This window comes from Comamonas sp. GCA5 (assembly GCF_036541385.1).
Lineage (GTDB): Bacteria > Pseudomonadota > Gammaproteobacteria > Burkholderiales > Burkholderiaceae_C > Comamonas > Comamonas aquatica.
In genome coordinates this window covers 1-26,783 of sequence record NZ_JAZHFR010000048.1, presented here as the reverse complement: position 1 = coordinate 26,783, position 26,783 = coordinate 1, and the positions used below count along the sequence as shown (strand labels likewise).

Genomic DNA, 26,783 nt, shown 5'->3' with positions numbered 1-26,783 from the left:
CAGGCGCTGGCGCAGCGCGCGGCCCGCACCAGCGTGCCGGTCGATGCACCGCTGGCCGAACGCCTGATGGTGTTTGCCCGGCTGCACCCCGTGGCGACGGCCGGCGTGGCCGGTCTGGCGCTGCTCTTGGGGCCGCGCAAGCTGTGGCGTTACGGGGCCCTGGCCCTGCCGTGGATCAACAAGCTGCGGCGCTGACGCCACCGATGGTGCGCGACTGGCGCCCCTGGAACGACAAAGCCCGGCAGGACCGGGCTTTGTTTTTAGGAGCTGTTGGCGCTCGTTATCAAAGCACTTGCGTATAAAAACAACGTGAAGTTGTTGAATAACGCGCGCAACCTGCTCACTTTTTAGCGCAAGGCGCGGATGGCCTTGGCTGCGTCGCTGACCAGGCCGGGGCCGGCGTAGATCAGGCCACTGTAGATCTGCACCACGTCGGCGCCGGCGCGGATCTTGGCGGCGGCGTCTTCGCCGCTCATGATGCCGCCCACGCCGATGATGGGATAACCGGGGCCCAGCGCAGCGCGCAGCTGGCGGATCACCTGGTTGCTGGCCTCGAACGCCGGGGCGCCGCTGAGGCCGCCGGCCTCCTCGGCGTGGGGCAGGCCCTGGACGGCCTCGCGGCTGAGGGTGGTGTTGGTGGCGATCACGCCGTCCATGCCGTGGCGCTGCAGCGTGGCGGCGATCACCTGGACCTGGGCTTCATCCAGATCGGGCGCGATCTTCACGAAGATGGGCACGCGGCGGCCCTGGGCGGCGGCCAAGGTTTCGCGCTTGGCGGCAATCGCGCCCAGCAGGGCGTCCAGCGCCTCGTCGCTTTGCAGGGCGCGCAGGTTCTTGGTGTTGGGCGAGCTGATGTTGACCGTCACGTAGTCGGCATGCGGGTAGACGCCTTCCAGGCAGATCAGGTAGTCGTTGGTGGCATCCTCGATCGGCGTGGCGGCGTTCTTGCCGATGTTCAGGCCCAGCAGCAGGGGCTTGCCCTGGGTGCGCACGGTGGACTTCTTGACGTTGGCGATGAAGGCCTCCAGCCCGTCGTTGTTGAAGCCCAGGCGGTTGATCAGGCCCTGGGCCGCGGGCAGGCGGAACATGCGCGGCTTGGGGTTGCCGGGCTGGCCCTTGGGCGTGACGGTGCCCACTTCGACAAACCCAAAGCCCATGGCGGCCAGCGCGTCGATGCAGCGCGCATTCTTGTCCAGCCCGGCGGCCATGCCGACGCGGTTGGGGAACGTCAGGCCGGCCAGCGTGATGGGGTCGTGCACCATGGGCGCCGACCACGCCAGCTGCAGCGGCGTGCCCTGGCCCTTGGCCAGGGTGTTCATGGTGAAGTCGTGGGCCGCTTCGGGGTCCATACCAAACAAGAAGGGGCGAACGAGGGCGTAAGGGATAAGCGACATAGGGAATAATTCGATGGATTAACCGGATTTTCCCCCATGACGACATCTATTGCTCCCCTTTCCCAGGATGAATTGAAAACTTTGGTCGGCCAAGCGGCGCTGCGCTACGTAGTGCCCGGCGAGATCGTGGGGGTGGGCACCGGTTCGACCGTCAACAAGTTCATCGACGCCCTGGCCAGCATGAAGGACCAGATCAAGGGTGCCGTGTCCAGCTCAGTGGCCAGCACCGAGCGCCTGCAGGCGCTGGGCATCCCTGTGTTCGATGCGAATACCGTCACCAGCCTGTCGGTCTACATCGATGGCGCCGACGAGATCGACGGCCAGGGCTACATGGTCAAGGGTGGCGGCGCGGCGCTGACGCGCGAGAAGATCGTGGCTGCGCTGGCCCAGCAGTTCGTCTGCATTGCCGACGAATCCAAGCTGGTGCCTGCTTTGGGCAACTTTCCCTTGCCTGTGGAGGTGATCCCCATGGCTGCTGGGCAGATCGCCCGCAAGTTTGAAGCCATGGGCGGCACCGCCACCCTGCGCCTGAAGGACGGCCAACCCCTGGTGACCGACAACGGCCAGCACATCCTGGACGTGCGCTGCCTGCAGATCAGCGCGCCGCTGGCGTTCGAGAGCGAAGTCAACCAGTGGCCCGGCGTAGTCACCGTGGGAGTCTTCGCCCACCAGAAAGCCCAGGTATGCTTGCTGGGCTGCACCGAGGGTGTGCGCACCATCACCTATTAATTCCTGAGCGGATCCACGCCTATGCTCAACATGCTCTGGTTGGGCTTTTTCTGGTGGCTGCCGTCGCGGCACTGGCCCAGTGGCTGGTGGGCGGGCAGCCACAAGTGTTTGCGGCCATGGTCCAGGCGCTGTTTGCCATGGCCAAGCTGTCGGTCGAGGTCATGGTACTGCTGTTCGGCACGCTGACGCTGTGGCTGGGCTTTTTGCGCATCGCCGAGGAGGCCGGGGTGGTGCAGTGGCTGGCCCGGGTGCTGGGCCCGCTGTTTGCCAAGCTGATGCCCGAGGTGCCGCGCGGCCACCCGGCGCTGGGCCTGATCACGCTGAATTTTGCCGCCAACGGCCTGGGGCTGGACAACGCGGCCACGCCCATGGGTCTGAAGGCCATGCGCGCGCTGCAGGAGCTGAACCCCCGGCCCGACACCGCCACCAATGCGCAGATCCTGTTTCTGGTGCTCAACGCGTCCTCGCTGACGCTGTTGCCGGTGACCATCTTCATGTACCGCATGCAGCAGGGCGCACCGGACCCGACGCTGGTGTTTTTGCCCATCCTGCTGGCCACCTCGGCCTCGACCCTGGTGGGCCTGCTGTCGGTGGCGCTGGTCCAGCGTCTGCCACTGTGGCGCCCGGTGGTCCTGGCCTACCTGCTGCCTGTGGCCTTGGGGTTGGCCGGGTTCATGGCGCTGCTGATGACGCTGAGCACCGCAGCCCTAGCTTCCCTGTCGGCCCTGCTGGGCAACCTGACGCTGTTTGCCCTGGTGGTGCTGTTCGTCAGCCTGGGGGCCTGGAAGAAAGTGCCGGTGTACGACAGCTTCATCGCCGGGGCCAAGGAAGGGTTCGAGGTGGCCAAGGGCCTGCTGCCGTACCTAGTGGCCATGCTGTGTGCGGTAGGGGTGTTCCGCGCCTCGGGGGCGCTGGACTATGCGCTGGACGGCATCCGCTGGGGTGTACAGGTACTGGGCCTGGATGGCCGCTTTGTCGATGCCTTGCCCACGGCCCTGGTCAAACCGTTCTCCGGCAGCGCGGCGCGCGCCATGCTGATCGAGACCATGCAAACCCAGGGGGTCGACAGCTTTGCGGCCCTGGTCGCCGCCACCATCCAGGGCAGCACCGAAACCACATTCTATGTGCTGGCCGTGTACTTTGGCGCGGTCGGCATCCAGAAGGCGCGCCATGCCGTACCTTGCGCCCTGCTGGCCGAGCTGGCCGGGGTGGTGGCTGCCATCTTGGCGTGTTACTGGTTCTTCGCCTAGCGGCCTGACTGGTTGGCGAATGTGACAGTCATCAAGCTGTCATGCGGCATTCGCACAATCCGGCGTGGAGAAGATTGAATCCCATGCCTTTGTCTGCCTTGCCGCCCAGCCCGACTGCGAGTTTTTCCGCGCTCAAGCGCTGGTGCATCGGCTGGGCCAACAGCTGGCAGCCGGTGCACCTGGCCCTGGTGGCGATCGTGGTGCTGGTGCTGGCGGTCTCCTGGTGGCTGACGGGCAAGCACCTGCGGGCCCAGTTGGCCCAGGCTGAGCAGGCCGCCCGGCTGCAGCAGTCGGGGCTGGCGGCGATTGTTTCCGAGAATTTGAGCCAGGTGCTGGAAAAGGCCCAGCTGATGAGCGTGGTCGCGCTGCAGAGCATGCACCACGATGGCGGCCCCTGGCAGGCCCAGCTGGCGCACATGCTGGAGCGCGACCGCGTGTTCCTGCGCATGGCGGTGTTGGACAAGCAGCTGCAACTGCTGGCCGGCGATCCCCAGCAGGCCGCGTTGCTGCACAGCCTGCTGCCGTACCAGCAGGGCTCCTGCGCGGCCGGGCGGGGGGCCTTTGTGCTGCACCAGCAGGCGCAGTCGCAGGACCAGGCCTGGCAGGTGCCCCTGCTGCTGTGCATGGCCGATGCCCAGGGCGTCTCACTGGGCTACCTGCTGCTGTACATGGACATGGGCTATTTCCTCGGGCTGTACCAGGACGTGGACCTGGGCGGCAGCGGCAGCTTGCATCTGCTGTCTCCCGATGGCAGCGTGATTGCCGCCATGGCGGGCGGCGGCCTGCTGGCCCAGCAACCAACGCAGCGCATGGCCAGCTTCAGCAAGGTGCCCGAAGGGCCGGGCGAGATGGAGCTGCCGGGGCCACAGGGCAGCACGCGGCTGGCCAACTTCCACCGCGCCCGCTACATGCCGCTGACGGTGGTGGTGAGCCGCGACTGGAACGAAATCCGCGCGCCCATGCACAAAATGCCCAGCGCACCTGGGCGGTGCTGGGCGCAATCACGGCACTGGCCTTGGTGGGCTCGCTGCTGCTGTGGCGCACCATGCAGCGGCGCCAGCACCTGTTCAATGCGCTGGAGAAGGCCGACCAGGACAAGCAGCAACTGATCGCCCAGCTGGAGAGCGAGAAGCAGCGGGCGCTGGAGCTGGCGGCCAGCGACCACCTGACCGGCCTGCACAACCGGCGCATGTTCCACGAGCTGGTGTCCAGCCACCTGGCCCTGGCGCGGCGCAGCCGCAAGCACTATGCCTTGCTGTATTTAGATCTGGACCGCTTCAAGCACATCAACGACACCCTGGGCCACCATGTGGGCGATGCCCTGCTGCAGGCCGTGGCACAGCGCCTGCGCACCATGCTGCGCAGCTCGGACATCATTGCGCGCATGGGCGGCGACGAATTCGCCGTGCTGATCACGGCCATGGAAGACCCGAGCGATGTCGAGACCCTGGCCCAGAAGCTGCTGACCGGGCTGGGGGCGCCCTATGAGGGCCTGGCGCCGGAGACGCTGCACACCTCGCCCAGCATCGGCATCGCCTTTTTCCCGCGCGACGGCCACGATGTCGAGGTGCTGTGCCGCCATGCCGATGCGGCCATGTATGCCTCGAAAAAGGCCGGCCGCAACCGCTACACCTACTACGATGGCATTCCCAAGCTGGACAGCGACCGCTACTACCAGCTGGCGCGCCAGCTGCCGTCGGCGATCACGCAGGAGCAACTGGTGCTGCACTTCCAGCCCAAGGTGCGGCTGGAGGACTGCCGCATCGTGGGTCTGGAAGCCCTGGTGCGCTGGCAGCACCCCCAGTACGGCCTGATCTACCCCGGGGATTTCATCGCGCTGGCGGAAGAGCATGGCCACATCGAGGCCCTGGGCGACTGGGTGATGCAGGCCTGCTGCCGCCAGATTGCGGCCTGGCGCATGCAGGGGGTGGAGACGGTGCCGGTCGCCTTCAATGTGTCGCCGCTGCAGCTCAAGGACAGCGCCTTCCCCAGCCGCATGGCCACCTACCTCAAGCACTACGGCGTGCGGGCCAGCGATATCCAGGTGGAGATCACCGAAAGCTGCCTGGTCGAGCCCGTAGGCCTGGCCGCGCGGGTGCTGCACCAGCTGCAGCAGATGGGGGTGTCCATCGGGCTGGACGATTTCGGCACCGGCTTTTCCAGCCTGAGCCAGATCCGGGCACTGCCCATCAACACCATCAAGCTGGACAAATCCTTCGTCAACGAGCTGCGCAGCAGCAAGGAGGCGGGGGTGCTGGTGACCTCCATCATCACGCTGGCGCACAACCTGAAGATGCAGGTGGTGGCCGAAGGCGTGGAGCTGATGGACCAGTTGGTCTACCTCAAGACGGCCGGCTGCGATGTGGCGCAGGGCTACTTCCTGAGTCGCCCTGTGCCGCTGGCGCAGACCGAGGCGCTGCTCAAGCAAGGCATTCTGGAGCCCGCATGATGCGACGTCGCTGGATGGCCATGGGCTGGCTGGTGTGGGGGGCGGGGCTGGCCCAGGCGGCCTGCCTGAATCCCGAGGTGCTGCATGTGGCCCTGATCCCCAAGAACGCGCAGAGCGTGCAGGAACAGGCCCAGGCTCCGCTGCTGCAGGCCCTGCACGAGAGCACGGGCAAGCCGGTGCAGATGCTGCCGGTGGCCTCGTACGCGGCGGTGATCGAAAGCCTGCTCACCGGCCAGGCCCAGGTGGCCGAGCTGGGGCCGGCCGGCTATGCCTTGCTGGCCAAGCGCTCCACGCGGTTCGTGCCGTTTGCCACCCTGTCCAACAGCCACGAGGTGGGGCGCTACCACTCGCTGCTGGTGGTGCGCGCCGATAGCGGCATCCGTGACATCCAGGGCCTGCGCGGGCGCGCCCTGGCGCTGACCGATCCGTCCAGCACCTCCGGGGCCATCGTGCCGGAGCTGGCGGTGCCCCAGCTGACAGGTTACAAGCTGGGCCATTTTTTCGCCCGCGTGGTGTTCATGGGCTCACACGACAAGGCACTGGCCGCCGTGCGCGAAGGCAAGGCACAGGCCGCGTTCGTGGCCAGCAGCCAGCTCGATGAGGCCGACCCCGCCTGGCGCGTGCTGTGGCGCTCGCCCGCGCTGGTGGGCAGCCCGTTCCTGCTGGACGCCACCCTGTGCCCGGCGCTGCAGCATGCCGTGCGCCAGGCCTTTCTGGCCAAACAGGCGCAGTTGCAGCCGTGGCTGCGCATCAAGAACTACCGCCAGGTGGTGCCGGTCACGGCGCAGGATTACGCCGGCATCCAGTCCCTGCTGGCCGGCGCGCCCTGAGGCGCCGGCCTTCAGCGGGTGCGCAGGCGCAGCAACTGGCCGTTGTTGCGGTCGGTCAGCACGTAGAGCCAGCCGTCCGGGCCCTGGCGCACATCGCGCACGCGCTGGCCCAGCTGGGGCAGCAGCGGTTCGACCCGGACCACCTTGTCCCCCGCCAGGGTGATGCGTTCCAGGCGCTGCGCCTTGAGGGCGCCCACCACCATCTGCCCCTGCCAGCCCGGATAGCGGTCCGAGGTGATGAAGGCCATGCCCGAGACGGCGATCAACGGCGTCCACTGGTGGGCGGGCTGCTCCATGTCCGCCTGGTGGGTGATGCCGGCGCCGATCTTGCCGCCGCCATAGTTCTCGCCATAGGTGATGACGGGCCAGCCGTAGTTCTTGCCGGGCGCGGGGCGGTTGATCTCGTCACCGCCTTGCGGGCCGTGCTCGTTCATCCAGAACGTGCCGTCGGGGGCCAGGGCCGCCCCTTGCGGGCTGCGGTGGCCATAGCTCCAGATCTCGGGCCGCGCGCCGCTGCGGCCGACAAACGGGTTGTCCTGGGGCACGCTGCCGTCCTTGTGCAGGCGCACGATCTTGCCCAGGTGGTTCTGCAGGTTCTGCGCCTCTTCCTTGTAGTGCGAACGCTCACCCAGCGTCAGCAGCAGCGTGCCGTCGCGCCGCTCCACGATGCGGCAGCCAAAGTGCAGCTGGCTGGCCACCTTGGGCTGTTGGCTGAAGAGCACCTGCACGTCCTGCAGCGTGCGCTGGTCGGTCGACAGCCGGGCCTTGGCCAGGGCCGTGCTGTTGGTGCCGTTGGGTGCGGCTTCGCTGTAGCAGAAGTACAGCGTGCGGTTCTGGGTAAAGCCGCTGTCCAGCACCACGTCCAGCAGGCCGCCCTGGCCGCCGGCGGCAATCGCCGGTAGGCCTTGCACGGGCTCGCCCAGCTGGCCCTGGGCGCTGACCACGCGCAGGCGGCCGGGGCGCTCGGTCACCAGGAACTGGCCGTCCGGCAAAAAGGCCACGGCCCAGGGGTTCTGCAGGCCTTGGGCCACGACCTCGGGGGTGATCTCCAGGGCCTGGGCGTGGCCCAGCAGGACGCCCAGGGCCAGGGCCATCGTGGTGCGCCGTCCAGCGCGGTGGGGGAAAGTGGGCATCGGGTGTCTCCTCGGAATGGGGTTGCGGCAACGCAAGCTCGAAGGCGGAAGGCACGAAAAAAGTTGGCATCGCTGGCGCTGAGGCCACTGTGGCAGGTGTATAAAACACGCTGATTCATTCTATGCCGGCCCTGGAGCGCGGCATTTTTTTGTTCTTTTTCAGGAAAGGCGTCGTATGGGAGCGCAATGGAAAGCCAAGGGCAAGGCCCTGGTCGCAGATGCCAAGGGCAAGCTGTTTGGCAAGTTGGTCAAGGAAATCACGGTGGCGGCCCGTCTGGGCGGCGGTGACCCCGGCAGCAATGCCCGCCTGCGCATGGCGATCGAAGCGGCGCGCAAGGCCTCCATGTCCAAGGACACTCTGGACCGCGCCATCAAGAAGGGCTCGGGCGTGGGCGCCGATGCCGTGAACTACTCCAGCGTGATTTTCGAAGGCTATGGCCCGCACCGCGTGCCGGTGATGGTCGAATGCCTGACCGACAACCCCAACCGCACGGCCCCCAATCTGCGCGTGTGCTTCCGCAAGGGCCAGCTGACCGCTGTGGCCTGGGATTTTGACCATGTGGGCATGATCGAAGGCGAAGCCGAGAACGGCGCCGACGTGGAGCTGGCCGCCATCGAGGCCGGCGCGCAGGATTTCGAGCCTGCTGACGACGAGGGCGTAACCCTGTTCATCACCGAGCCGACCGACCTGGACGTGGTCAGCAAGGCGCTGCCAGAGCAGGGCATCAAGGTGTTGTCGGCCAAGCTGGGCTACAAGGCCAAGAACCCCGTCAGCATGTCCAGCCTGTCGGCCGAGCAGCAGGAAGAAGTGCAAGCCTTCCTGGCCGGCCTGGACAACGACGACGACGTGCAGCACGTCTTCGTGGGTCTGGTGGACTGAGTGCCGCCTGATCCACAGGCATGGCGCCGCGCCGCCCAGGCCCTGGGACGGGCACAAAAAAGACTGCCGATGGCAGTCTTTTTGTGTCTACTCTCAGCATCAGAGCGGTTGGCGCACGTCAGCACATGGTTTCAAAGGATTTTCTGCCTGAAATGCAGGCGTGACTAGCGCAGGCAGCTCTGCTTTTTGAAGTGACCTGTGCGCAGACGTTCAGACCGGTCAGGCCGTGCTGGTGCGCCAGGTGCATGGCTGGGCGTGCGAGGGCACGTCCATCTGCGGGAAGCTCTGCGGGGTGTGGCAGGCAGCCATGTCGCGTGACAGCACCAGGCACGCGGTGATTTTGCGGTGGGCCATGCCCTGGGTCACCAGCGCCGGCATCAACTGCGCGTGCTGGCGCCGCGGTGGTTGCGCCGTGGGGGGGCTGAGGGGCCGGCGAGGCCCGCATCCTGGAGGATGCGCTGGGCGATGAAGGGGGTGAGCGGTGTCCCGCCACCGCAGGTCGTCGGCTTGCCCATCCTGAAAGGAGTGACGGTGCCTACGGACATTGCACGCACCGGTGGCACCCACGAAAAAACCAGCCTCTGGGGGCTGGCGGTGATGGGTGCGGTGGCCCGCAGTCTGCGTCGCTGGCGACGTTGCAGTATGCAAACACTGCGCAAGCCTTGTCCAGTCAGCGCAGGCATGCTATGCATTCCGCAGACTGCGGGAATGCCACCCCGCTCAGTCGTGGTAGCGCTCGGCCAGGCTGTTGGCGGCGCGCATGGCGTCGTAGACCTCCTGCTCGCTGATGGGGCGGCCCATGTTGCCCATGGTGTCGTTCTTGTCGCAGGCCAGCTTGGCCACCTGGCGCCATTCGGCCTCCACCCATTCGGTCAGGCCGAAGTCGCGCAGCGACAGGGGCAGGCCCGCGGCCTTGATGATGCGGATGACTTCCTCCACCTCGTCCAGCGGGGCGTTTTCCAGCACCAGTTGGGTCAACAGGCCAAAGGCCACCTTCTCGCCGTGCTGGGCCCCGTGCAGCGCAGGGACTACGGCCATGCCGTTGTTCACCGCATGGGCCGCGGCCACGCCGGCGGCTTCGGCACCCACGCCGCTGAGGTAGATGGTGGCCTCGATGGTTTCCTCCAGCGCCGGGGTCACGGCATGGTTGCGCACGGCGTCCATGGCGGCGTCGATGTTGCGGCGCAGGATCTGGTAGCACATCTCGCCCAGGCCCAGGCCGGTGCGCGAGGGGCGCTTGAGGATCAGGTTGGTGCCGTTGCAGCGCCAGGTGGCACGGGCCTCGAAGTAGGTGGCCAGCGCATCGCCCACGCCGGCCGCGAAGAAGCGGGCCGGGGCCTGGGCGATGATGGCTGTGTCGGCCAGCACGGTGTCGGGGTTGTGCGGCATGAACAGGTAGTGGTCGAACTCGCCATTGGGCTTGTAGATCACAGCCAGCGCGGTGCAGGGCGCGTCGGTGGAGGCAATGGTGGGCACCAGCACCTGCGGCAGCTTGCAGTGGTGCGAGACGGCCTTGGCCACATCCAGCGCCTTGCCGCCGCCCACGGCCAAGATGACGTTGCAGCCTGCGGTCTGCAGCGCGGCGGTCAGGCGCTCGATCTCGTCGGTGGTGCATTCGCCGGCAAAGGTTTCCACGTGCGCACGCAGCCCTTGTGCCTGCAGCTGGGGCACGGTGCGCTCGGTGATGCGCGGCAGGAAGAAGCGGTCGCCAATGATGAAGACATGGTCACCGTGCTCTGCCAGGTAGTCGCCCACCTGATCGAACAGGCCAGCGCCGATCAGGAACTTCTTGGGGGAGGAGACGGAACGTGGGGTCATGGATGTACCTTTGTGTCATCAAATACTAGGGTTTTCCATGATGCCTGCCGACAGGCTGTTGATTGGGCAGTGCGCGCGCGTCGCTTGATGCATGTCAATCGCAGGCCGGAAGTTGCGGGCGTCTGGGGGCCTCGGCCTGGCTGGCGCCGCCCACGGCCAGCGGGCGGGCACAAAAAAGGCTTCCCTGGGGAAGCCTGGCATCGGTTGCGGCGCACAGCCAAAGGCCGCGCGCGCAGGGGCTTACTTGGTGCCGAAGATGCGGTCGCCGGCATCGCCCAGGCCGGGGAGGATATAGCCATGGCTGTCCAGCTCGCGGTCGATGGCTGCCGTGTAGATGTCCACGTCGGGGTGGGCAGCCTGCATGGTCTTGATGCCTTCGGGCGCGGCCAGCAGGCACATGAACTTGATCGACTTGGGCGCGCTCTTTTCCTTGAGCTGCTGCACCGCGGCTGCGGCGGAGTTGCCGGTGGCCAGCATGGGGTCGACCACGATCACGTCACGCTCGCCCATGTTCTCGGGCATCTTGTAGTAGTACTCGACGGGCTGCAGGGTCTCGGGGTCGCGGTACAGGCCGATGTGGCCGATGCGCGCGCCGGGCACCACGTTCAGCATGCCATCCAGGAAACCGTTGCCGGCACGCAGGATGGACACCAGGGCCAGCTTCTTGCCGTCGATGACCTTGCCGGTCATCTTTTCCATCGGGGTTTCGATCTCGATGTCCTGCAGTGGGAAATCGCGGGTCAGTTCGTAGGCCATCAGCGTGGACAGCTCGCCCAGCATGCGGCGGAAGCTGTTGGTGCTGGCTTCCTTGCGGCGCATCAGGGTCAGCTTGTGCTGGACGAGGGGGTGGTCGATGAGGTGGACGTTGCTCATGGTCGGGGTGTCTGTGAAGAGAAAAAGCGCCGTGCAGGCCGGGTGCTGAGTGAGATGTTGCTGTCGTTGTGCCCCAGCAGATGGCGTGCCAGCGCCGATTGCGATGCCCCGCATTGTCCTTTTTTCTGGCCCCATCGGTGAAAAAACGCGCGCTTTTCTGTGCGCGCAAGGGTGTTTTCCTTGAACTCGCGCACATGCGATGGGGCTTTGGCGCTAGCTGGTGATCCGCTCGGCAGGGCTGTGGGCACCCGGGGCACTACCCGGGCCGGGCTCGGCATCCAGCTGTGCAAAGTGGCGCACCGGCTCCAGGGGGGCAAAGGTGCCCGCACGTTTTTGCTGTGTGGCCTGTACGGATTCCATCACATGGCGGTTGCTCCAGATGCCGGCCTGCAGCCAGCCCATCTGGCGCAGGCTGTCGTCCACGCTGTGGTCGCGGGCAAACTGCAGCGCCTGCTTGCTGCCCCAGATGGCAATCGGGGGTTTGGCCGCGATCTCGCGGGCGCAGGCCATGGCGGCGTCCAGCATGGCGTTCTGGGTGGCGTGGACGCCATTCACAAAGCCCTGGGCCAGGGCTGCTTCGGCCGGCCAGCGGCGGCCGGTGTAGGCCAGCTCCTTGACCAGGCCCATGGGCAGCAGCTTGGGCAGGCGCTGCAGGCTGCCCAGGTCGGCCACCATGCCGATATTGATTTCCTGCACGCAGAAGAAGGCATCCTGCGTGGCATAGCGCAGGCAGGCGCAGCAGACCAGGTCCAGCGCGCCGCCGATGCAGCCGCCCTGGATGGCGGCAATCACGGGGATGCGCAGGTTGTCCAGCCGCGTGAAGGCCTGCTGCATGTCCCACAGGAATTCGGACAGGGCGGCACGCCCTTCGGGCGAGCGGTCCTGGGGGATGAAGTCCGGGTTGGCAAAGGTCTCCAGTGCCATCCCGGCGCTGAAGTGCTTGCCGGTGCTGCTGAGGACCAGCACGCGCACGTCGGGGCTGCGCTGCAGGTGCTCCAGCGCCGCATCCAGGTCCCGCCAGAAGGCGGGGTGCATGGTGTTCAGGCGCTCGGGCTGGTTCAGCTGCAGGTGGGCGATGTGGTCTTGCACCTGCAGGTGCATGACCGCCAGGGAGGGCAGGGTCGTGGTAGGCATGGCTGGTGACTGTAGGCAGCGCACCCGCCCCGCAGAACTCGCACATTCCCTGATGTGCGGTCTGCCGTCAGCGTTTCTTGCTGCCCGTCAAACTGCCCAGCACGCCACGCAGCAACTGGCGGCCCAGCTGGTTGGTCATGCTGCGGGCCGTGGACTTGACCACGCTTTGCACCAGTCCATCGCGCTTGCCGCCGCGCGGGCCGGTGGAGCCGAAGAGGAATTCGTTCAGGCCATTCATCAGGCCGCTGTCGGCCGCAGCGCCTGCGCCGGTGGCAGCCGGGGCCCCTCCGGTGGCCGTCGGCTCCTGGCTGGCGCGGCTTTGTAGCACTTCGTAGGCCGACTCCCGGTCGACCGGTTGTTCATAGACCCCAGCGACCAGGGAATTTGCCAGCAGCGCGCGGCGCTGTGGCTCCTGGATGGGGCCGATCTGGCTGCCCGGGGGCACGACGTAGACGCGCTGGGTGATGCCGGGGCGGCCCTTTTCGTCGAGAAAGCTGATCAGGGCCTCGCCCACGGCCAGCTCGGTGATGGCCGATTCGATGTCCACCTGGGGGTTGGGGCGCATGGTCTGGGCCGTGGCTTTCACCGCCTTCTGGTCCTTGGGGGTGAAGGCGCGCAGCGCATGCTGCACGCGGTTGCCCAGCTGGGCCAGCACACTGTCGGGAATGTCCATGGGGTTTTGGGTGACGAAGTACACGCCCACGCCCTTGGAACGCACCAGGCGCACCACCAGTTCGATGCGCTCAATCAGCACCTTGGGGGCGTCGGTGAACAGCAGGTGGGCTTCATCGAAGAAAAAGACGAGCTTGGGCTGGTCGGGGTCGCCGATTTCCGGCAGCCGCTCGAACAGCTCGGACAGCATCCACAGCAGGAAGGTGGAGTACAGGCGCGGCGACTGCATGAGCTTGTCGGCCGCCAGGATGTTGATCACGCCGCGCCCCTGGGCATCGGTCTGCATCAGGTCCTCGATGTTGAGCATGGGTTCGCCAAAGAACTGGTCGCCCCCTTGCGATTCGATCTGCAGCAGGCCGCGCTGGATGGCGCCCACGCTGGCGGCCGAGATGTTGCCGTACTCGGTGGTGAACTGCTTGGCGTTGTCACCCACATGCTGCAGCATGGCGCGCAGGTCCTTGAGGTCCAGCAGCAGCATGCCGTTGTCGTCGGCAATCTTGAAGACCAGGTTGAGCACGCCCATCTGCGTGTCGTTCAGGCCCAGCATGCGGCCCAGCAGCAGCGGCCCCATGTCCGAGATGGTGGCCCGCACCGGGTGGCCCTGCTCGCCAAACACGTCCCACAGGGTGCAGGGGCAGGCCACGGGATCGGGCAGGGCGATGCCGCGCTCCTGCAGCGAGGCGGCCAGCTTGCCGCCGATGCTGCCGGCCTGGCTGATGCCGGTCAGGTCGCCCTTGATGTCGGCCAAAAACACGGGAACCCCGGCCAACGAGAAGCTTTCGGCCATCTTCTGCAGCGTCACGGTTTTGCCGGTGCCGGTGGCGCCGGTGATCAGCCCATGGCGGTTGGCCATGCCGGGCAGGAGGGAGCAAACGGTATCGCCGTGCAAGGCAATAGGCAAAGCTGGGGCCATGTTCGGGTTTCCTCTGTCAAGTTGCGCTGTCAAAAGTAGAATCCGTGCCCAATAGATTAAATCAAGACCAAAGGATTTCCTGTGGCAGGACATAGTAAGTGGGCCAACATCCAGCACCGCAAGGGTCGCCAGGATGAGAAGCGCGGCAAAATCTGGACACGCATCATTCGTGAAATCATGGTGGCGGCCCGTCAAGGTGGCGGTGATCTGAATGCCAATCCCCGCCTGCGCCTGGCAGTGGACAAAGCCAAAGCTGCCAACATGCCTGCCGACAACATCAAGCGCAACATCGACAAGGCCACAGGCAATCTGGAAGGTGTGAACTACGAGGAAATCCGCTACGAGGGCTATGGTATCGGCGGCGCGGCCATCATCGTGGACACCATGACCGACAACCGGGTGCGCACGGTCGCTGAAGTGCGCCACGCCTTCAACAAGCACGGCGGCAACATGGGCACCGAAGGTTCGGTGGCCTTCCAGTTCAAGCACTGCGGACAGATCGTGTTTGCCCCCGGAACCAGCGAAGACCAGGTCATGGATGTGGCCCTGGAAGCCGGCGCCGAGGATGTGATCACCGACGAGGACGGTGCCATCGAGGTGCTGACCGCGCCTGCGGACTTTGAAGCCGTGAAGAATGCCCTGGAAGCGGCTGGCCTGAAGCCCGAAGTGGCGGAAGTGACCATGCGCGCGGAAAACACCATCGAACTGCAAGGCGAGGACGCCGAGCGGATGCAAAAACTGCTGGATGTATTGGAAGATTTGGACGACGTGCAGGACGTCTACCACAACGCTGAACTATGAAGATTCTTGTGATTGGCGGCGGTGGCCGCGAACACGCTCTGGCGTGGAAATTGGCCCAGTCGCCCAAGGCGACCAAGGTGTTTGTTGCCCCCGGCAACGGAGGCACCGGCCTGGCAGGTGGCAAGCTGCAGAACTTGCCCATCACCGATGTGGTGAAGCTGCGCGAATGGGCGCAGGCTGAAGGCGTGGCACTGACCGTGGTCGGCCCCGAGGCGCCGCTGGCCGCCGGCGTGGTGGACGAGTTCCGCGCGCACGGCCTGAAGGTGTTCGGTCCCACCAAGGCGGCTGCGCAGTTGGAGTCGTCCAAGGCCTTCTCCAAGGCCTTCATGCGTCGCCACGGCATTCCCACGGCCGACTACGACACCTTCACCGATCCCGTGGCCGCCCACGCCTTTGTGGAACGCCTGGGCGCGCCCATCGTCATCAAGGCCGACGGCCTGGCTGCCGGCAAGGGTGTGGTCGTGGCGATGACATTGCAGGAAGCACACGATGCCGTGGACTTCATGCTGGTGGACAACAAGTACGGCGTGCAGCACAACGAAGGCGGTGCACGCGTGGTGATCGAGGAGTTTCTCGCTGGCGAGGAGGCTTCGTTCATTGTGCTGTGCGATGGCAAGAATGTGGTCGCCATGGCCACCAGCCAGGACCACAAGCGCCTCAAGGACAACGACGAAGGCCCCAACACCGGCGGCATGGGCGCCTACTCGCCCGCCCCCGTGGTCACGGCCGACGTGCATGCCCGCGCGATGCGCGAGATCATCCTGCCCACCATCCGTGGCATGGAAAAGGACGGTATCCCGTTCACCGGCTTCCTGTATGCCGGCCTGATGATCGACGGCAACGGCCACCCCAAGACGCTGGAGTTCAACACCCGCATGGGTGACCCCGAAACCCAGCCCATCATGATGCGCCTCAAGAGCGATTTGGTGGACGTCATGCAGGCGGCCGTGGACGGCAAGCTGGACCAGGTGGAGCTGGAGTGGGACCGCCGCACCGCGCTGGGCGTGGTGATGGCGGCTGCCGGTTACCCGGAAGATCCGCGCAAGGGCGATGCCATCACCGGCCTGCCCGCCGAAGTGGACGATGCCGTGGTGTTCCATGCCGGCACGCAGCTGAATGAGGCTGGCGTGCCCGTGACCAGCGGTGGCCGCGTGCTCTGCGTGACCGTGCTGGCCGACAGCGTGCGCCAGGCGCAGACCCGTGTCTACGATGTGACGCGCGGCATCCACTTCGACGGCATGCAGTACCGCCGCGACATCGGCTTCCGCGCCATCAAGGGCTGAGGAGGCCGCTATGCAAGCACCCACCGCCAGCATCGACAACGTGCGCGCCTACCTGCTGGGGCTGCAAGCCAGCATCACCCGTGCGCTGGAGGCGGTGGAAGCCGCCGCTGGCGAAGGTGCGGCCCAGTTCCTGGCCGATCCCTGGCACAAGGGGGCGGATGAGCGCCTGCAGGGCGATGGCGTCACCAAGATCCTGGAAAACGGCCGGGTGTTCGAGCGTGCCGGCTGTGGTTTCTCGCACGTCAAGGGCGCGCAGCTGCCGCCCTCGGCCACCCAGCACCGCCCCGAACTGGCGGGTGCACCGTTCGAGGCCATGGGCGTGTCGCTGGTGTTCCACCCGCGCAACCCCTATGTGCCCACGGTGCACATGAATGTGCGCATGATTGCCGCCGGCCACCCGGGCCAGCCCCAGGTGTGCTGGTTTGGCGGTGGCATGGACCTGACGCCCGTCTACGGCTTCGAAGACGATGCCGTGCACTTCCACCAGACCTGCCGCGATGTGCTGCAGCCGTTTGGCGCGCAGCTGTATCCGCGCTTCAAGCAGTGGTGCGATGAGTACTTCTTCCTGAAACACCGCAACGAGCAGCGCGGCATCGGCGGCATCTTCTTTGATGATTTCAGCGAGCTGGGCCAGGACCAGGGCTTCGCCATGCTGCGCGCGGTGGGGGATGCGTTCCTGCAGGCCTATCTGCCCATCGTCGAGCGGCGCCAGGCCATGGCCTATGGTGCGGCGCAGGTGGATTTTCAGCGCTACCGCCGTGGCCGCTATGTGGAGTTCAACCTGGTCTGGGACCGGGGCACCCACTTCGGCCTGCAGTCCGGGGGGCGCACCGAATCCATCCTGCTGTCCATGCCCTTGCATGCGGACTGGAGCTACCAGCGTGTGGATGCCCCGGGGACGCCCGAGGCGCAGCTGCTGAGCCAATTCTTGGTGCGCCGCGACTGGCTTTGAGGGCGCGCAAGCAGCCCCCTGGCCGAAAAACTATAATTTCCATAGCTGCCGACGACAGTCCCTGTGGTCGGCCTTTCTATTTAGACCAACAATAAAAGCCCTGTCAGCGTGGGGCAGCATCCCCAAGGGCATTGAAGCCCGCGATGCAGCCGCGCTATATTGACCGGAACTTTCAACCAGACATCGCCTGATGAGCACTTCCACCCAATCGGATTCCGCAGCCAAGAAAGACGTGACCAAACTCCAGCGTGCCATCGTCGATGGCCTGGAAGACGTCAAGGCCCAAGACATTCAGGTTTTCAATACCGAGCACCTGTCGCCGCTGTTTGAGCGCGTCATTGTTGCTTCCGGCACCTCCAACCGCCAGACCAAGGCCCTGGCCTCCAGCGTGCGCGATGCCGTGAAGAAGGCCGGCTTTGCCGTGCCACGCCATGAAGGCGAAGAGAACGGCGAGTGGATCATCGTCGACTGCGGCCAGTGCGTGGTGCACATCATGCAGCCCATGATCCGCCAGTACTACCGCCTGGAAGAAATCTGGGGCGATAAGCCCGTGCGCCTGAAGCTGGCGGGCGCCAAGCCTGCCAAGATCTTCGCCTCCGAAGATGCCTCGGCCGAAGCCAAGCCTGCCAAGAAGGCGGCGGCCAAGAAGACTGCCGCCGCGGTGGATGGCAAGACCGTGGTGAAGAAGGCCGCTGCCAAGAAATCTGCTGAGAAGTCGGTGGACGCCAAGGCCGACAAGGCCCCGGCCGTGAAAAAGCCCGCAGCCAAGAAGCCTGCCGCAAAGAAAGCCGCTGCCGTGAAGACCGTGGTGGTCAAGCCCACGGCACCCCGCGGTGGCGTCAAGAAGGCGGCTGCGAAGAAGGCATGAAGCTGTGGATCGTGGCCGTGGGCCAGCATGTGCCCGATTGGGCGCAGACGGCCTACGACGATTACGCCAAGCGCTTCCCCCCGGAACTCAAGGTCGAGCTCAAGGCCGTCAAGACCGAGCCGCGTGGCTCCAAGACGGTCGAGACGCTGTATGCCGCCGAGCGCAAGCGCATCGAGGCAGCGATTCCCCGGGGCACCCGCATCGTGGTGCTGGACGAGCGGGGCACCAACCTGACCACCAAGGCCCTGGCCCAGCGCCTGCAGCACTGGCAGCTGGAAGGCGATGATGTGGCACTGGTCATCGGCGGCCCCGATGGCCTGGACCCCGCCTTCAAGCAGGCGGCGCACGAGAAAATCCGCCTCTCGGACCTGACCTTGCCGCACGCCATGGTGCGGGTGCTGCTGATCGAGCAGCTGTACCGTGCTTGGTCGGTGAACGTGGGCCACCCCTACCACCGCGAGTGAGTCGCGTCCCCCTCCGTGCCGACTGCTCGGCATCCGCAGACCCTGCCCCCAGTGTGCAGGGTTTTGTTTTTTCAGCGCCAGCCTGGGCGCAAGGCGGTATGGCCGTGGATTGCATGGCGCAGGGTGCCGTGATACTATTTTTTTAATAGCTTCTGGCGCTTGCTGAGTGGGCGCTAAAGCCTTTTTTGATTCAAAACCATGTCCGACTTCATTTACCTTGCCTCCCAAAGCCCGCGCCGCAGCCAGTTGCTGCAGCAGCTGGGCGTGCGCCACGAACTGCTGTTGCCCAATGCCCCGGGGGATGTGGCCGAGGATGCCGAGGCCATCGAGGAGGTGTTGCCGGGCGAGGACCCGCAGGCCTACGTACAGCGCGTGACCGGATTGAAGCTGGATGCCGCCGTGGGCCGCCTGGCGCGGCGCGGCCTGCCCGATGCGCCGGTGCTGACCTCGGACACCACGGTGGCCCTGGGCACGCAGATCCTGGGCAAGCCGGCCGATGCCGCACATGCGCTGCAGATGCTGGCACAGCTGTCCGGGCAGACCCACACGGTGCTGACGGCGGTGGCGGTGCAGCAGGGCGCACAGCGCTGGCAGGCCCTGTCGGTCTCCAGCGTGCGCTTCATGGCGCTGAGCGAGGCGCAAATGGCCGCCTATGTGGCCTCGGGGGAGCCTTTCGGCAAAGCCGGGGCCTATGGTATTCAAGGACGTGCAGCGGCCTATGTCGAACATATGGCCGGCAGTTATTCCGGCATCATGGGGCTGCCCGTGTTCGAGACGGCCCAGCTGCTGCGGCAACTGGGCTGGCAGATTTAAGCAGCGCCTGGACGGCCAGCTCTGCCGCCGATGTGCGCGCAGCAGGCGTTCGGACGCACCACAGTACGGGTCCGGCAGCGCCCGCCCCCTCAACAAGCAAAGACAAGCGCATGCAGCAAGACATTTTGATCAACTGGTCGCCCCAGGAAACCCGGGTGGCCGTGGTGGAGCAGGGCGCTGTGCAGGAGCTGCACATCGAACGCACGCTGGAACGCGGCCTGGTCGGCAACATCTACCTGGGCAAGGTGTCGCGCGTGCTGCCGGGGATGCAGTCCGCCTTCATCGACATCGGGCTGGAGCGCGCCGCCTTCCTGCATGTGGCCGATGTCTGGCAGCGCCACGAAAGCGGCGATGCGCCCATGATCGCGCGCAAGAACGAGCCGCCCAAGCCCATCGAGCACCAGGTGTTCGAGGGCCAGTCCATCGTGGTGCAGGTCATCAAGGACCCGATCGGCAGCAAGGGCGCGCGCCTGTCCACGCAGATCAGCGTTGCCGGGCGCCTGCTGGTGCACCTGCCGCAGGACGAGCACATTGGCGTGTCGCAGAAGATCACGCCCGAGGAGCGCGATGCGCTGCGCGGGCGCCTGCAAAAGCTGGTGGGCCTGAAGGACCAGGGCGGCGGTGGCGGTTTCATCCTGCGCACCAACGGCGAGGACGCCAGCGATGAGGAGCTGTCCGAGGACATCGCCTATCTGCGCAAGACCTGGGCGCGCATCAAGCTGGCCGCCACCACGCTGCCGCCGATGTCGGTGCTGCACCAGGACCTGAGCCTGCTGCAGCGCGTGCTGCGCGATCTGGCCGGCGAGAGTACGCAGAGCATCCGCATCGACTCGCAAGAGCAGTTCGCCAAGCTCATGGCCTTTGGCAAGGAATTCATGCCCAGCGCCGTGCCCAAGCTGCAGCTGTACAAGGGCGAGCGGCCGATCTTCGACCTGTATTCCATCGACGAGGAAATCGCCAAGGCGCTGGGCCGGCGCGTGGAGCTGAAGTCGGGCGGTTATCTGATCATCGACCAGACCGAGGCTCTGACCACGGTGGACGTGAACACCGGCGGCTATGTCGGGGCCCGCAATTTCGACGACACCATCTTCAAGACCAACCTGGAGGCAGCGCAGGCGATTGCGCGCCAGCTGCGCCTGCGCAACCTGGGCGGCATCATCATTGCCGACTTCATCGACATGGCGCACGAGGAGCACCGGGAGCAAGTGCTGGCCGAGCTGCGCAAGCAACTGGGCCGTGACCGGGTGAAGACCATGGCGGGCACGTTCTCGCAGCTGGGGCTGGTCGAGATGACGCGCAAGCGCACGCGCGAATCGCTGGCCCACATGCTGTGCGAACCCTGTCCCGTGTGCCAGGGCAAGGGCAGTGTGAAGACGGTGCGCAGCGTGGCCTACGAGATCCTGCGCGAAATCCTGCGCGAGGCGCGCCAGTTCAACCCCAAGGAGTTCCGGGTGGTGGCCAACCCGGATGTCATCGACCTGCTGCTGGACGAGGAAAGTCAGCACCTGGCGGGCCTGAGCGATTTCATCGGCAAGCCCATCTCACTGCAGGCCGAAGGCGGTCTGGCCCAGGAACAGTACGACATTGTGCTGCTTTGAGTTTTTTAACGTGCAATGGCGTTCTATTTTTTCAAAAAACATATTTAAAATCAATTGCTTGTAAATTACTTCATCCAGTGTCGTGCATTTTGATGCACTACCATCAAGCCCAAAATGTGTAGCTGCATGTGTAGCTAGGTGAGTAGCTAAATAAGAGGGATAGATGGCTGCAACACGTATGAATGTCTTGGCAGATGTTGATCTGCGCAGGTGGTTGAAAGACAAACGAGCTTTGGCAAAGTCTGACGGAGGTGGGTTGACCTTCACTATGTCGGCAGCTGGTACTGCTTCGTGGGTATTGCGCTATAGGTCAGAAGGTCGCCAGGTGGAGCTCACGTTGGGGCGCTACCCCGATGTCACGCTTGCGGCCGCCAGAAAACTGGCTGCCGAAAAAAGGGTGGAGGTCCAGCAGGGGCGTGATCCGGCGGCTGAGAAGCGCAGGGCCAAGTCCCGTAGAGATTGGACGGTTCGAGAGTTGGTTGCTGACTATCGCGAAATGGTGCTTCCAACCTTGGCAAAGAGCACGCAGGTCAGTTATGGCCGCAACCTGAAGCGCATAGAGACTGGCTTGGGTGCGGCGAAAGTCGCAGAGGTTGAAGCTGCTGATGTGGTTGGTTTGATCGAGCGGTTCGACTTGGGCTGGGTGGAGGCGAACACCTTGCTCATCGTGCAGAAGGCGATCTTTCGTAGAGCAGCTGGAAAGCGGCTCATCAATGTCAACCCAGTAGTGGGTGTTGAGCTATCAGCGGTTATTGGGCCTCGTCCCAGGGTTCGTCAACGGCTTATGCTGACGCGCGATGAGTTAGCTGCGCTGATGAATGCTCAGATGAGTAGGACTAACCTTTTGACTCTGCGCATCTTGCTTGCAACTGGGGTTCGAGCATCAGAGCTTTTTCAGGCTAGGAAGGAAAGTGTGCTTCTTGACGAAGCGCGCTGGAATATTCCTGCTAGTAAAACAGGAACTAGCATGGATGTTCCACTGCCTGCTCTTGTTGTTGAGTGGTTCAACGAGCTGATTACATTTAGCCATAACTCTGTTTTTATTTTGCCAACAAGAACACTGAGCCGCGCTGAACGAAATGGTGGTGATGCGCATATCAATAAGGATTCAATTAGAGAGTCAATAGATTATTGGTTAGAGTATTACAAGCCTCCTGTAAGACGTTTTACCCCTCATGACTTGCGTTCAACCATGAAATCTCATATGCGTGCTCTCGGTGTGAGTCGTGATATTTCTGAAATGTGTTTAAATCACAAATTGCCTGGCGTGGAGGGTATATATGATCAATATGGGTATTACGAAGAAAGGCGATCTGCCTACAATTTATGGGTTGATTTTTTGTCTAAACTAATAAATTCGTAAATAAGATAAAAAGGCATAGTTTCATTATTCGTTGTTGCATTAAACAATTTTCTGTCGCGGAAGGTTGTGGTGAAGAAAAGATATTTTTTGATTAAGTTGGTAAAAAACTTGCTCAAATGTCACTCGCAGTGAAAGAAAATTTGTTTATGCAACAAAGTCATCGGTCATCTGAAAGCGGATGAGGGTAGGGTGAAAATCCTTTCAAGGACGGTTTGGGTGAGTAGACCTTGCGATCACGGGTGGCGCACAAAAACTGTACTTAATTATTGCCGCGCTGCGGCTTTATTTCGTCAGGTTCTGATTAGAAATTGCCGCACTGCTTGGAGTGTTTGGCGATCAGCGGCATGCCTGTAGTTGATGGAAGAATTATCTGGCCCGCTTGGATTTTTATCGTTGAGGAAGTAAAAAAGGTTATTAAATGGCGACATCTAATATTTCAACCCAAGCAAAAAAAGAAAATCTCATCTCTTCCCCAGATTGGGGAGGCGAGGCTCGCGTGCCAAATAGGGCGTTGTGGGAGATCGCCGCAATTGCTGGTGATGTTGAGCCTAAGCTTGAGAAAGTCAATGAAAAAAAGGAGGCTGACTCGGAGTGGAAGGTTGAATATGAAAAACGTGTTAGAGCAATGAAAACTGCACTACTGCCTACACGTAGTCAATTGCCTGATCATGTGTATTATGAACCGCAGCTGGGAGGAAATGCAACTCTCATAGATAACCCCAGAAAATTCAGGCAGGTAAGAGTGGACGTCGTAAGTGCTATTGAATTTCTTTGGCATAGATTCGGAAAAAATGTCTTCCCCGAGGGGCTTAATTTAATCCACCAGCAATTAAGCACGTTGACCGCTGGTACGGTCAACCAGTCTTCCCAAGACCTAATAAGTGATCCCATAGCCTCTGCTGAAAATTCGGGTGCAATTAAGGGGCCTTCATATCGTGATCAAAAGCTGGCGAACGTCACAAAAGAGCTTAAACGGCTGCAGGCGCTGACCTATATTTTTTCACGCGAGCTTTACAGCTGTAAGCAAGATAGTGAGTTTCCGCCTGTGACACTGAAAGACGATTGGCTTGCTTCAATTGACGAAGCTGGACTTAAAGGGCGGGAAGGTTTCGGTCCCACTGGTGTGCAAGCTCTCATAGAGAAATGCTTCAAGAGCTACTCAGAGCTAAAGCGAAATCCATGATGGATTCCATCATCAGTCCTGATGGACTCATCATGGACTAGAAATTCCGGACTGCCACGCCTCCAAAATTGAACTCATCCGGATGCTGATGGGTTCGACGGGACTCATTGAACCAACTTCAATAGTTCTTTCAAGGAGGCTTATATGGCACAACAATTTCAAGAAGCGCTGATTCGCAAGCGCAAAGTTCTGGAGATGACCGGATGGTCCAACTCCACCCTCTACGCCCGTATCGCGAGCAAGGATTTTAAGCCTGGCGTCAAGGTCGGCAGCCGCATGGTCGCTTGGCCCCTGAGCGAGGTTGAAGCATATATCAAAGCGCGTATCTCTGAGCGTGACGAGCAGATCGGTGGGGCAGCATGAAGCGCAAGAAGGCTCATAGCAGCCCCGCGCTGCACACCGCTCCCACAACGCAAAGCCCACAGCAGGCCACTCCTTCTTTGGTGAAGAAGGATAAACGAACCAAAGAACAACCCGGCCTCGACGAGGAAAATATTCTCTCACCTTTGCCTAAGGCCATCAAAGCTGTCTTTCGTGTTGTCGATGCACACGGTAAGCGAACTGGTCACATTGCTGTCGAGTCAGTGAATGAAGCCGGTGAAAAAGTGCTGAGTCAAATTGACCTGAAGAAGATGAGCAATGGAAACTTGGAAGAGGTGGCTGCGCTCGCTGTCGACTCAGACTTGTTTCCCTTCCAATCTCGAAAAGGAGCCAATGAGCTTGCAGCGCTGATCCGCCAGCCCCCATACCATCAGCCTGCTTACATCGCTGAGCATGATGGCTACCATCGGGTGGACTATGACGGTCATGTCATCGAGTTTTTTGTGTGGCGCGACAAGATCCATATGTTTGGTGATGAGCCTTCGCCCATCGCGCTGCGCATTTTGCTGGGCGTTGCGACTTATCCACCTGCATCTGGAACTGTAGAACAGTGGAAGTCAGAAGTTGGGGTGTACGTTGTTCGTAACCCCTACATGCTGATTGCCGTACTGGCTGGCTTGACTCCCTTACTGAACCAAGCATTCGCGTTGCCGAAATTGGTGCTCATGTTTGTCGGCCCCAGCAGCCAAGGCAAAACAACACTGCTGCGTGTGGGGCAGTCGCTTATCAACTCTGGCAAGAATATTGAAACCTTTGCGGGAACCACTAAAGGCATTGAACTGAAGTTACGCGAACATTCGGACGCACCTGCGTTCATGGATGAACTTCGACAGGCCGATGCACCTTTCGATTTGATCAAGCTGGTTTTTGACATTGAGAACGGAGCAAATCGCAAAGTTAGTTCAGGTGCGCAGAAGGTCGTTCAGCGGGGTGCCATTCGAGTCACGCTGGTGGCTGCCAACGAAAGCACAGTGGCCGAAATGACGTCGGGTGCGCGGGGGATCAAGGTCAACGAAGGTCTTGCCGCACGTTTGCTTGAACTGCACATTCAGGCGCCACACGGCACCTTCCATGTTTTGCCTGACAACATGACTGCCAAGCAGTTCGCTGAGCACATGAAGCTTGCTACGTCTCGTGTGTATGGTGCAGTTTGGGACACATGGGTGCATAGCGTGGCTAAAAATGCATCCTATATCCGCAATGGGCTTGACAAAAATCTTGCTCTGTTTGAGGAGGAGTTGTTGGAAGGGTTGCCTGTCAACAACCCTGTCACGGCCCGTCTGGTGCAGGGCATGGCTGCTTGGTGTTGTGCAGGGATGCTGGCTAAAAAGTTCAATCTGCTGGACATTGATCGCAAAACCCTCGTTGCTTCCGTTCGCCTGGTGCTGGAGGAGCATTTGAAGCGCAACGTTCATGGCAGCCACAGCGTTGCCGAGCAAGTCGTGGCAACTGTACGTGCCTGTATTGACCAGAACGCGAGCAAGTTTCCTCCTCTCGCACAGTTCCATTCACCTGATCATTCACGCATCTATGGGTATCGCGTCGGTCACGGTGAGGATGCGGAGTATCTGTTCCTTCCTTCAGTTTTTGAACAGCTTGTTGGCCAGAAATTTGGCACAGAAGCCGCTGCACGCGCACTTTTGGCTGCGGGGTTTCTGAAATGCACCAAGGTTGCTGGCTATCAGCATCAGAAGCGCGTTCCAAGCATGAACGGCGAATCAGAGCGCAAGCGTTTTTATGCAGTGCTCGGTCGAATTCGTTTCACCTGATCGCGCTGGATAGCTAGTTCCTGCTGTCACGTTGTCACAACGTCACAAGCACTAAGCATGACAGTGTGGCAGCAAGCATCACTCAATTCATGACGGGCTGTAATACATGACATCAGCCTGCTCAAGCCCCTGGATATTCCCAATGAATTTCAATAACTTAGCACGCAGCACAACAAAGTTGACTTTGCGTGAACGTTTGCTGGCAAAAGTTTGTAGTGCTTCACTTCCCGAGTTCAAGCGTGTTCCAAGCCTGGTGGGAGTAGATTTCAATTTGAATTCAAGCCCCCACGTAGGTTTGGGCTTGGCCTTTGACTTGGCCTCTAAAGCCAAAGCTGAAAGCAAAGCCAAGGCTAAAACCAAGGTGTGGAAGCCGTTTTACTCATTGTTGATTGATACGGTCAAGGTCAAAGTGCGGGTGAAGCACCCACCCTTGCAAGAACTTGCGCTGAATAATGCCAACCTCAAGCAGGATGGCTACAAGTTCCTTATCAAATGCCCACTTGCTGGTGCGTGCGTTCAAATGTTCAGCCAAGAAAACTGCCACGCGTTGTTGCTGGAGTTCAGCGTGCCAAAATTTCTAACAGGGCAAAATATCGTAGGTCACTTGAACCTGCATGCGGGAGTTCTTGCTGCTATCAAAAAGGCATTCAAGCTTTTGGGCTTTCTTCCCTCACCGTTGGAGCGTGCAGCTATTGGTCGCGGTGACTACGCCCTCACGCGCGTTGATGTGGCGGTACATGTTGATTGCGGATCATCGGAGCATGCCCAAGCCTTGATGATTGCCCTGCGTGAATACATCGTCGGCAACGCTGGTGATGTGAGCTTGTATGGCTTGGAGACGGGCTACATTGGGCAGGGCTCGAAACGCCGAACCTTCAAGTGGTACCGCAAGGGTATCGAGTTGAAGAAGAAGGGGCGTGCAATTCCTGCTCATGTTCATGGCTGTGAGTACCTGACGGAAGTTGCTGATCGTTTGGTGCGCTTTGAACTGACGCTGCGTGGCAAAGAATTGGCACGCCTCGGTTTGACGTCACCAATGGGGTGGAATGAAGGCGTAGCCAAAAAGCAGCTGTTGCCTTGGCTGTTCAAGTTGAAGCAAGCTGAGGGTGTGCTGTATTGACCCAGTGAATTCCTGCTCAGGTGTTAACGTTGAAGGAAACGACGATGAGCACCCTGATGGAAGACGACATCAAGCGCTGGACAGCCAAGCGTAAGACAGCCCTTGTCCTGGAC

24 protein-coding genes and 2 pseudogenes are annotated in these 26,783 nt (G+C 62.3%); 19 read left to right on the top strand and 7 right to left on the bottom strand.

The window, feature by feature from the left end; translation table 11 throughout:
* Window positions 1–195: pseudogene (locus SJH88_RS12200) on the top strand (hypothetical protein); the annotation flags it as partial.
* A gap of 152 nt (window positions 196–347) precedes the next feature.
* Here the strand turns inward: SJH88_RS12200 and SJH88_RS12195 are convergent.
* Window positions 348–1,394, bottom strand: coding sequence for a quinone-dependent dihydroorotate dehydrogenase (locus SJH88_RS12195; protein ID WP_270152373.1), 1,047 nt, complete (start codon window positions 1,392–1,394; stop codon window positions 348–350).
* Window positions 1,395–1,430: 36 nt separating this feature from the next.
* On the opposite strand from SJH88_RS12195, the gene rpiA reads away from it, so the two are divergent.
* From rpiA to phnD, 5 genes and pseudogenes are all read left to right on the top strand, one after another.
* Window positions 1,431–2,123, top strand: coding sequence for a ribose-5-phosphate isomerase RpiA (gene rpiA, locus SJH88_RS12190; RefSeq protein WP_270152374.1), 693 nt, complete (start codon window positions 1,431–1,433; stop codon window positions 2,121–2,123).
* A 21-nt stretch (window positions 2,124–2,144) separates the two neighbouring features.
* Window positions 2,145–3,373: pseudogene (locus SJH88_RS12185) on the top strand (nucleoside recognition domain-containing protein).
* A gap of 83 nt (window positions 3,374–3,456) precedes the next feature.
* Window positions 3,457–4,482 carry a cache domain-containing protein gene (locus SJH88_RS12180; protein WP_274754642.1) on the top strand — a complete coding sequence of 342 codons (1,026 nt, stop codon included), beginning with the start codon at window positions 3,457–3,459 and terminating at the stop codon, window positions 4,480–4,482.
* Window positions 4,365–5,822 carry a putative bifunctional diguanylate cyclase/phosphodiesterase gene (locus tag SJH88_RS12175; protein WP_420921740.1) on the top strand — a complete coding sequence of 486 codons (1,458 nt, stop codon included), beginning with the start codon at window positions 4,365–4,367 and terminating at the stop codon, window positions 5,820–5,822. Before SJH88_RS12180 ends, SJH88_RS12175 begins: the two co-directional genes overlap by 118 nt.
* Window positions 5,819–6,652 (top strand): phosphate/phosphite/phosphonate ABC transporter substrate-binding protein, encoded by an 834-nt coding sequence (gene phnD, locus SJH88_RS12170; protein WP_270152377.1) that lies wholly within the window; start codon window positions 5,819–5,821, stop codon window positions 6,650–6,652. The genes SJH88_RS12175 and phnD overlap by 4 nt, the downstream gene beginning before the upstream one ends.
* Window positions 6,653–6,663: 11 nt before the next feature.
* Here phnD and SJH88_RS12165 read toward each other — a convergent pair whose 3' ends face one another.
* A complete protein-coding gene (locus SJH88_RS12165) occupies window positions 6,664–7,746 on the bottom strand; it encodes a PQQ-dependent sugar dehydrogenase (protein WP_274754643.1) in 1,083 nt (360 codons plus the stop codon).
* Window positions 7,747–7,960: 214 nt separating this feature from the next.
* Between SJH88_RS12165 and SJH88_RS12160 the strand changes: the two genes are divergently transcribed.
* Window positions 7,961–8,665: a YebC/PmpR family DNA-binding transcriptional regulator gene (locus SJH88_RS12160; RefSeq protein ID WP_210930818.1), complete on the top strand. Its 705-nt coding sequence runs from the start codon at window positions 7,961–7,963 to the stop codon at window positions 8,663–8,665.
* Window positions 8,666–8,884: 219 nt separating this feature from the next.
* Here SJH88_RS12160 and SJH88_RS12155 read toward each other — a convergent pair whose 3' ends face one another.
* The 5 genes from SJH88_RS12155 to SJH88_RS12135 form a co-directional block, all read right to left on the bottom strand.
* Complete coding sequence (locus SJH88_RS12155; RefSeq protein ID WP_274754641.1) at window positions 8,885–9,019, bottom strand: hypothetical protein; 135 nt, start codon at window positions 9,017–9,019, stop codon at window positions 8,885–8,887.
* 366 nt (window positions 9,020–9,385) lie between these two features.
* Window positions 9,386–10,483 carry a glycerol dehydrogenase gene (locus tag SJH88_RS12150; protein WP_154162785.1) on the bottom strand — a complete coding sequence of 366 codons (1,098 nt, stop codon included), beginning with the start codon at window positions 10,481–10,483 and terminating at the stop codon, window positions 9,386–9,388.
* Between the two features lie 240 nt (window positions 10,484–10,723).
* Window positions 10,724–11,356, bottom strand: coding sequence for a uracil phosphoribosyltransferase (gene upp, locus SJH88_RS12145; protein WP_042417802.1), 633 nt, complete (start codon window positions 11,354–11,356; stop codon window positions 10,724–10,726).
* Window positions 11,357–11,569: 213 nt separating this feature from the next.
* Entirely contained in the window at window positions 11,570–12,490 is a 921-nt protein-coding gene (locus SJH88_RS12140; protein WP_154162786.1) for an enoyl-CoA hydratase-related protein, read from the bottom strand.
* Window positions 12,491–12,557: 67 nt separating this feature from the next.
* On the bottom strand, window positions 12,558–14,075 hold the full coding sequence (locus SJH88_RS12135; RefSeq protein WP_274754640.1) for a helicase HerA-like C-terminal domain-containing protein: 1,518 nt from the start codon (window positions 14,073–14,075) through the stop codon (window positions 12,558–12,560).
* An 81-nt stretch (window positions 14,076–14,156) separates the two neighbouring features.
* Here SJH88_RS12135 and SJH88_RS12130 point away from each other — a divergent pair, with 81 nt between their 5' ends.
* From SJH88_RS12130 to SJH88_RS12075, 12 genes are all read left to right on the top strand, one after another.
* Window positions 14,157–14,876, top strand: a complete 720-nt coding sequence (locus tag SJH88_RS12130; RefSeq protein WP_042417809.1) for a YebC/PmpR family DNA-binding transcriptional regulator — start codon at window positions 14,157–14,159, stop codon at window positions 14,874–14,876.
* Entirely contained in the window at window positions 14,873–16,159 is a 1,287-nt protein-coding gene (gene purD, locus SJH88_RS12125; RefSeq protein ID WP_045266727.1) for a phosphoribosylamine--glycine ligase, read from the top strand. The genes SJH88_RS12130 and purD overlap by 4 nt, the downstream gene beginning before the upstream one ends.
* A 10-nt stretch (window positions 16,160–16,169) precedes the next feature.
* Window positions 16,170–17,111 (top strand): oxygen-dependent coproporphyrinogen oxidase, encoded by a 942-nt coding sequence (gene hemF, locus SJH88_RS12120; protein WP_274754639.1) that lies wholly within the window; start codon window positions 16,170–16,172, stop codon window positions 17,109–17,111.
* A gap of 190 nt (window positions 17,112–17,301) precedes the next feature.
* Entirely contained in the window at window positions 17,302–17,979 is a 678-nt protein-coding gene (rsfS, locus tag SJH88_RS12115) for a ribosome silencing factor (protein WP_043377864.1), read from the top strand.
* Window positions 17,976–18,443 carry a 23S rRNA (pseudouridine(1915)-N(3))-methyltransferase RlmH gene (gene rlmH / locus SJH88_RS12110; RefSeq protein ID WP_274754638.1) on the top strand — a complete coding sequence of 156 codons (468 nt, stop codon included), beginning with the start codon at window positions 17,976–17,978 and terminating at the stop codon, window positions 18,441–18,443. Before rsfS ends, rlmH begins: the two co-directional genes overlap by 4 nt.
* Before the next feature lie 198 nt (window positions 18,444–18,641).
* A complete protein-coding gene (locus tag SJH88_RS12105) occupies window positions 18,642–19,256 on the top strand; it encodes a Maf family protein (RefSeq protein WP_274754637.1) in 615 nt (204 codons plus the stop codon).
* Between the two features lie 110 nt (window positions 19,257–19,366).
* Window positions 19,367–20,854, top strand: a complete 1,488-nt coding sequence (rng, locus tag SJH88_RS12100; protein WP_274754636.1) for a ribonuclease G — start codon at window positions 19,367–19,369, stop codon at window positions 20,852–20,854.
* A 163-nt stretch (window positions 20,855–21,017) separates the two neighbouring features.
* Window positions 21,018–22,217, top strand: a complete 1,200-nt coding sequence (locus SJH88_RS12095) for a tyrosine-type recombinase/integrase (protein WP_274754635.1) — start codon at window positions 21,018–21,020, stop codon at window positions 22,215–22,217.
* A 418-nt stretch (window positions 22,218–22,635) separates the two neighbouring features.
* Window positions 22,636–23,400, top strand: coding sequence for a hypothetical protein (locus SJH88_RS12090; protein WP_274754634.1), 765 nt, complete (start codon window positions 22,636–22,638; stop codon window positions 23,398–23,400).
* A gap of 144 nt (window positions 23,401–23,544) precedes the next feature.
* On the top strand, window positions 23,545–23,763 hold the full coding sequence (locus tag SJH88_RS12085) for a helix-turn-helix transcriptional regulator (RefSeq protein ID WP_274754633.1): 219 nt from the start codon (window positions 23,545–23,547) through the stop codon (window positions 23,761–23,763).
* A complete protein-coding gene (locus SJH88_RS12080) occupies window positions 23,760–25,550 on the top strand; it encodes a DUF927 domain-containing protein (protein WP_274754632.1) in 1,791 nt (596 codons plus the stop codon). Before SJH88_RS12085 ends, SJH88_RS12080 begins: the two co-directional genes overlap by 4 nt.
* A 142-nt stretch (window positions 25,551–25,692) precedes the next feature.
* Complete coding sequence (locus tag SJH88_RS12075) at window positions 25,693–26,670, top strand: phage/plasmid replication protein, II/X family (protein WP_274754631.1); 978 nt, start codon at window positions 25,693–25,695, stop codon at window positions 26,668–26,670.
* Window positions 26,671–26,783 lie beyond the last annotated feature (113 nt).